We start from the raw sequence: 6,304 nt of genomic DNA, 5'->3' as shown, positions 1-6,304 counted from the left end.
GATCAATTCGTTGGCGTCTTTGCGCGCGAGGTAAAAGTTCGGATCGTTCATCTCGGCCGCGAGCGATGCGCGCTCGGTTTCCTTCTCCTCGATTCGCGCTTCGATCTGAACGCGCTGCCGCGTGTTTCGCTCGCGCTTGCGATGCGCCTCGCGATCCTCCTTCGACGTTTCGACTTTCGCCGGAGCAGCGCCGTTATTCGATCGTGAGGAATGCTTCGTGCTCGTGACTTGTCCGTTGGTGCCGCGGAGTTCGCGCGGAGCCGAGGCTCGCGTCTGCGTCGATGCCGCCGTCGGCATCGCCGCCGCCTCGAGCTGCGCCTTCTTCGCCAGATACTCGTCGTAATTGCCGAGATAGCGAAGCGCGTGCCCCTGGCCGACTTCGAGCACCTCGGTCACCAGCTCGTTCAGGATGAAACGATCGTGGCTGACGATAATCACGGTGCCGGGGAAGCGCCGCAACGCCTCGAGCAGCGTGTCCTTGGCCACGATATCAAGGTTGTTGGTCGGCTCGTCGAGCAGTAGGCAGTTGCACGGACGCGCGAGCACTTTGGCCAGCGCGAGGCGCGCGCGCTCGCCGCCGGACAACACGCCGACGCGCTTGTAAACGTCGTCGCCCGAAAAGAGCATCGCGCCGAGCAGCGCGCGCAACTCGGGCATCGTCATCGAGTCGGCGCTGTCGCTGAGTTCGTCGAGCACGGTCTTTTCATAGTTCAGCGACTCGGCGAGATTCTGCGCGAAGTATCCCGCCTGCACGCTTGAGCCCACGATTCGCTCGCCGCCTGACATCTCTTCGACGCCCGCCAGCAGCTTCATCATGGTCGATTTGCCCGAGCCGTTCGGCCCGACCAGCGCCAATCGCGCGCCGCGCTCGATCATCAGATCGACGCCGTCGTACACGGTCACCGCGTCGTAGCGCTTGACCGCGCCTTTCAATTCGAAGACGCGGCGCGTGCTGCGCTCGCATCGCGGGAACGAAATCGCGGGCGGTTTTTGTGATCCTTCCGGCGGCGCGAGGCGCTCGATTTTTTCGAGTTGCTTGATGCGGCTCTGCACCAGGCGCGCCTTGCTCGCCTGATAGCGGAACCGGCTGATGAAACTCTCGATGTGCTCGATTTCCGTGCGTTGCCGTTCGTAGGCAGCCATTTCCAGGATGAAACGTTCATCGCGAAGTTCGAGATAGCGCGAGTAGCCGCCGACATATTCCGTGAGGCGCCCGCGCGAAACTTCGACTGTGCGGACGGTGACTCGGTCGAGAAAATAGCGATCGTGCGAGACCAGGATGATGCCGCCCTGGTATGCGCACAGAAAATCCTCGAGCCAGTTGCGCGCTTCGATATCGAGATGATTGGTCGGCTCGTCGAGCATCATGAAGTCGGGCGCGTCGAGCAGCAGTTTCGCGAGCGCGATTCGCATCCGGATGCCGCCGGAGAATTCCGCGACGTCGCGATGCAAATCCCCGTCCGTGAAACCGAGCCCGAACAGCACCGAGGTGGCGCGGCTCTCGGCGCTGTAAAAATCGTGGCGTTCGAGTTCCGTCAGCACCTCGCCGAATTCCTCGAGTGCGGCGTCGTGCGCCGGCCCCGAGTGTTCGCGGGTGAGCAACTGCTCGAGCTCCTGTCGGCGGAAATCGAGCGCTTGCATCCGGTCGAGCGCCGACAGCGTTTCCTGCAGCACCGTCCGTCCGCCCATCTCGGGCGCGTCCTGCGCGAGATAGCCGACGCGCGAACGCTGCGGCCGCGCGATTCGTCCCGAATCGGGCTGCACCACTTCCGCGATCATGCGCAACAGCGTGGATTTGCCCGCGCCGTTAAGGCCGACCAATCCCACCCGCGCGTCGTCGTTCATCGACCAGTTGACCCCGTCCAGGATCTTGCGGCCGCCGAACGACTTGGAAAGGTTATCGAGGCTCAGCATAGTGAATTTTTAATCTTAACAGCGGTATTGACCGGCCGAAAGTGATTCTCGCGTCAGAGCAATCTTAGTGCTTTTCACTCGCTCTCCAATCTGTTATGAAATCATACACTATGACTACACGATTCGCCCGAGGCTATCCGTTGCCCAGAACTGCGGACGAGTTCGAACGTCTCTGTCTGCGGCTCCTGCGGCGTCACTGGCAACTTCCTCAGCTTGAACGGATGCGCGATCCGGAACGCGCGCAAGGCGCGATCGATCTGATCGAGATCAGCGGTCGGGCGCGCCTGGCGGCGGTCAAATGCGATCTGCGCGATTCTCGCACTGCGCTTGCGCTGAACGACATCCGGGATGCGGCCGAGCGGGCCGCGAGCATGAAGCTGCCAATCGGACGTTTCGTGATCGCGACCACGGCTTCGAAGCCCGAGGGTCTGCAGCGCAGTCTCTACGAGTTTAATCGCGCAAATCGTTCAGGCGCAATTTCGGTGGTCGAGGTTCTGACCTGGGACGATCTCGAGGCGCTGCTCGACGAGTATCCGCGCCTGACTACTGATTTTGGCACTGCCGCGAAACGCCAGGCGCTGACGCGCGCCGACGCGGCAATTCATCTGGAAGCTTTGTGCGAGCCCGCGGCGGCGGGGTTTTCTGACGTGCTGGGAGAGGAGATCCTCGCCGCCGCGGCGTTACTCGAAAGCCGGCAGTATCAACTCGCACGGCTGGCGCTGCTCAGGCTGCGCGAACAGAAATGGAGCCAGCTATCCAATCCAAGCAGGTTCCGCGTGCTGTCGTATCTGGGCGCCGCGTATCTGAAGGAAGGCGAACGGCGCAAAGCGGCGATGTTGTTCATCGCTGCCAAATCGCTCCAGCCCGACGACGAGAACGCGTGCACCAACGAAGCGCTGGCCCACGAACTGCTCGGTGAGCGCGAGCGCGCTTTCGCATTGGCGGACAAGCTCCGCAAGCAGTTTCCGTCGAGCGGCCGCGCGGTCGCGCTGTGGCTCAACAATGCGCCGCAAACCTTCGACGCGAAAACGATCGAGCAGGAACTCGCGCCCGAACTCGCATCCGATCCGGAGATCGCCGTCGTGATGGCGCGCCGCGCGCTGCTCGCCGGCAACTTCGACAGCGCCGAACGTTACTCGCGTCTCGCGAGCGCGGCGTTGCCGTCCAACTCGATTCCGTGGCTGGTGCTCGGCCAGGCGATCCTGCTCAATGAAATTGCTGCGACTTCAGCCGGCGCGGCCGACGCGCCTGCGCATAACGATGAAGCCCGCATCCGCGAGGCCGAGCACTGCTTCTCCCAAGCGATGACGCTGGCGCAAAATGAAGGCGCGACGTCGAGCGAGGTGCAGGCGCTGATCGGCCGCGCGCAGGCGCGAATCGCGCTGCACGATACGGAAGGCGCCGGCCGCGATATCGAGCAGGCGCACGGGCTCGAGCGCGAGGACGCCAACGGCCTCTGCGAGTACGGAATCGTGCTGCGCACGCGCGGCAACCTCGATCAGGCGATCGAAATTCTGCGGCGCGCCGCGGCGGTCGGCGGACGCGAGGACACTGAGTATCACCTCGCCGTCGCGCTCCGCGAGCGCGACCTGCCCGGCGACTTGCACGAGGCCGCCGATTTGCTGCTCCGCGCGCTGCCGCGTCCCGACGCGATCCCGGCCGGCGACCTGCCGTTTGCGGTTGCGTGCGCCGTCGAATCGCTCGCCAGCCTCGAGCGCTTTCATGAAGCGGACGCGCTGCTGTCCTCGATTCCGCCCGCCAAGCTCTCGCGCCTGACGATCCTCACGTTGCGCGCGAATCTGCGCCTCGCACAGGGTAAATTCGAGCAGGCGTCGCGCCTCGCCGTCGAAGCGCTGGCCGATCTCACCGACGACACCGCTCCCGACGTATGCCGCAAGCTCGCGGCACTGCTGCACGACCTTGGTCGCTATCGCGACGCGCTTCCGCTGTGGCAGCGCCTTTCGCAAAGCGATGCAGCCGGTCCCGACACGCGCCGTCTGCTCGACTCCGCGAATCGCCTCGGCCGCGAGGACATCGTCGCCGATATCATGAAACTGTGGCATCCCGAGCAGCCGCCTGAAATCGCCGGACTGCCCGCGGATCTCGACAAGCTCGAGCGCAACGATCCTGAGGCCGCGCTGAACGCATTGTCGGACCTGGTCCGCGATCATCCCGATGATCGAGTGCTGAAGTTGCGACGATCGATCATCGCGGCGCGCCTCGGCAAAATGGAAATGGTTGCGACGGATCCCGAATCGATGCCCTCGACGCGCGAAATTCCCTCCAGCCTCGCGCGCTCGGCCGTGCAGTTCATGCGCGATGCCGGCCGCGCCAACGAGGCGCTCAGCTATGCGTACGACTTGCTGCGCCGCCAGCCGAACAGCCTCGGCGCGCATCGCGCGTATCTCGCCGCACTCGGCCCGATCGGCCCGATGCCGCACGTCGCCGACTTCGACACGGCCGGACCCGGCGCTGCGGTATGCTTCGTCGAGGAAAACTCCACCGTCGATCGGTGGATCATACTTGAGGAAACGAACGACGCCGACGAATCGCTCGACGAATTCGGTCCGCAGCATCCGATGACGCGCGCGATCAGAGGCAAGAAAGTCAGCGACAAGTTTCAATTGCCGGAGGGCCGCTTCAGCCGCCGCAGCGCCGTAGTCAAAATCTTGATGAGCAAATACGCGTGGCGCTACATGGATTGTCTGAACAACTGGCAGGCGCGATTTCCGGCTCAGGCTGAAATCGAAATCGCGTATCCGCGGCCCGAGGTCATTCCGTGGAGCGAGATGCGCGACGGGTTCGCACCGCTGTTCGATGGCGCGTCCGGCCGCCGCGACGATCTCCTGAAGCACGCCGAGCACGTGTACGCGACGCAGCCGGTGCCGATTCACGCGCTCGCTGAGCAACTCAATCTGAACGACCTGCAGACCATCTTCACGCTCGCGCAGCGGCCCGATTCGCCGATCAAGTGCTGCACCGGCGCGGCTGAGGAACTCGAAGCCGCACTTCAGGCATTCGAGCGCGCTAACGCCGTCGTGCTCGATCTCAGCGCGATCGCCACGCTTTGCATGCTCGGGCGCTTAAGCCTGCTTCCGTCGTGGCCGCGTCAGTTTGCGATCACTCAAACCACGTTGACCGAGTTGCGCCGCCTCGCTTTCGACGACAATCTGATGCGGCTGCCGGCGGGTTTCTCCGCCGCGCTGAACGGCGCCGACGGCAACGGCAAGCCCGCCAATGTCCAGTTGAAGGCGCTCGCCGATCAGTTGCAGACGATTTGCCGCGTTTGCGATGGCGCGGTGCTGGCCTCGATCGATCAGGAGCGGCGCCAGCGCCTGATCGATTTGTTCGGACGTCATGGCGCCGAGAGTATTGTCGCCGCGTCGATGCCGGGGCATCTGCTCTGGACCGACGATCGCATCCTCGCGAACCTCGCGCGCAGCGAGTTTGGCGTGCGCCGCGTATGGACCGAAGCCGCGCTGAAGGCCCGCGCACAGGCCGGCAATCTCGATCCCGCGGAACTCGCCACTGCCAGCACCAAGCTGGCCGGCTGGGGCTACTCGTTCACGATGCTGACGGTCGAGACGTTGATGCGCGCGGGATCGGTCGCGACGTGGAATCCCGATCAATTCCCGCTCAAGCAGGCGCTCGACCAGTTCGCCGCCGACACGATGAGCCTGTCCGATACGGTGCGGCTCGCGGCCGAATTGATCGTGAAAATCTACAACGACGTCTATCTGCGCGGACAGCGGAGGACCGTGGTGGCGCGCGTGCTCGACCGGCTCGCGTTGCGCGCCGGCGGACGCGAGGCTATCGACGTGCTGCCGCGCTCGCTGCCGATTCGCTTCGGACTCGACCTGATTCGCGCGCGCGAATTCAGCGACGTCGTGCGCGGCTGGACGGCGCAGAGCGAAATGGCGCTGAGCGCGTGAGACTATCCGGGAATCGCGCCAGTGCGACGCAGCGGCGCATCGTGTTGCAGTTCGCTATCGAGTAAAATGACCACTCGCTGACGAGCTTCGAGCGCCGGAGGAATCCCACGATGCCCGCACTTCGCACTGACGACCGGATCGTGCTTATCGACAAGCGCGTGTTCAAGGACGACAACACGCGCATCTTCGTGGGCATCATCGAGGAATGCGACAATCCGCTGTTTCGCGCACGCGGTTTTGTCTTTCACGTCAGCTCGTATGAAGTGGCGGGTCAGGAACGCCGCGGGCAGGAGCGGGTGCGTGTGTTCTCACTCAGTTCCGGCGATATCGTGTACGTTCTGCCGCGTGAACAGGATATCGAGAAACTGAGCCTCAAGCGCACGCCCAAATCGATGACGCTGAGCGACGGAGTTTTCGCGATGGATCTGAGCGACTTCCTGCTGCGCGCGTAAACGGTC

General features: G+C 63.8%; 3 protein-coding genes. 2 read left to right on the top strand and 1 reads right to left on the bottom strand.

Annotated features, from left to right (window positions below):
• The coding region (abc-f, locus tag Q7S58_RS02125) for a ribosomal protection-like ABC-F family protein (protein WP_304820315.1) at positions 1–1,914 on the bottom strand (1,914 nt) is incomplete at its 3' end.
• A gap of 140 nt (positions 1,915–2,054) precedes the next feature.
• Between abc-f and Q7S58_RS02120 the strand changes: the two genes are divergently transcribed.
• Positions 2,055–5,846 carry a hypothetical protein gene (locus Q7S58_RS02120; RefSeq protein WP_304820313.1) on the top strand — a complete coding sequence of 1,264 codons (3,792 nt, stop codon included), beginning with the start codon at positions 2,055–2,057 and terminating at the stop codon, positions 5,844–5,846.
• A 110-nt stretch (positions 5,847–5,956) separates the two neighbouring features.
• Entirely contained in the window at positions 5,957–6,298 is a 342-nt protein-coding gene (locus Q7S58_RS02115) for a hypothetical protein (protein ID WP_304820311.1), read from the top strand.
• The last annotated feature ends 6 nt before the right edge of the window (positions 6,299–6,304 follow it).

Source organism: Candidatus Binatus sp., assembly GCF_030646925.1.
Classification (GTDB): Bacteria; Desulfobacterota; Binatia; order Binatales; family Binataceae; genus Binatus.
The sequence above is the reverse complement of the archived record's forward strand: the minus strand, read 5'-3'. Positions and strand labels throughout refer to the sequence as shown.

Bases quoted from the DNA above. Each gene is read 5' to 3' on its own strand.
- Q7S58_RS02115 (WP_304820311.1), top strand. From the start codon at position 5,957: ATGCCCGCACTTCGCACTGACGACCGGATCGTGCTTATCGACAAGCGC.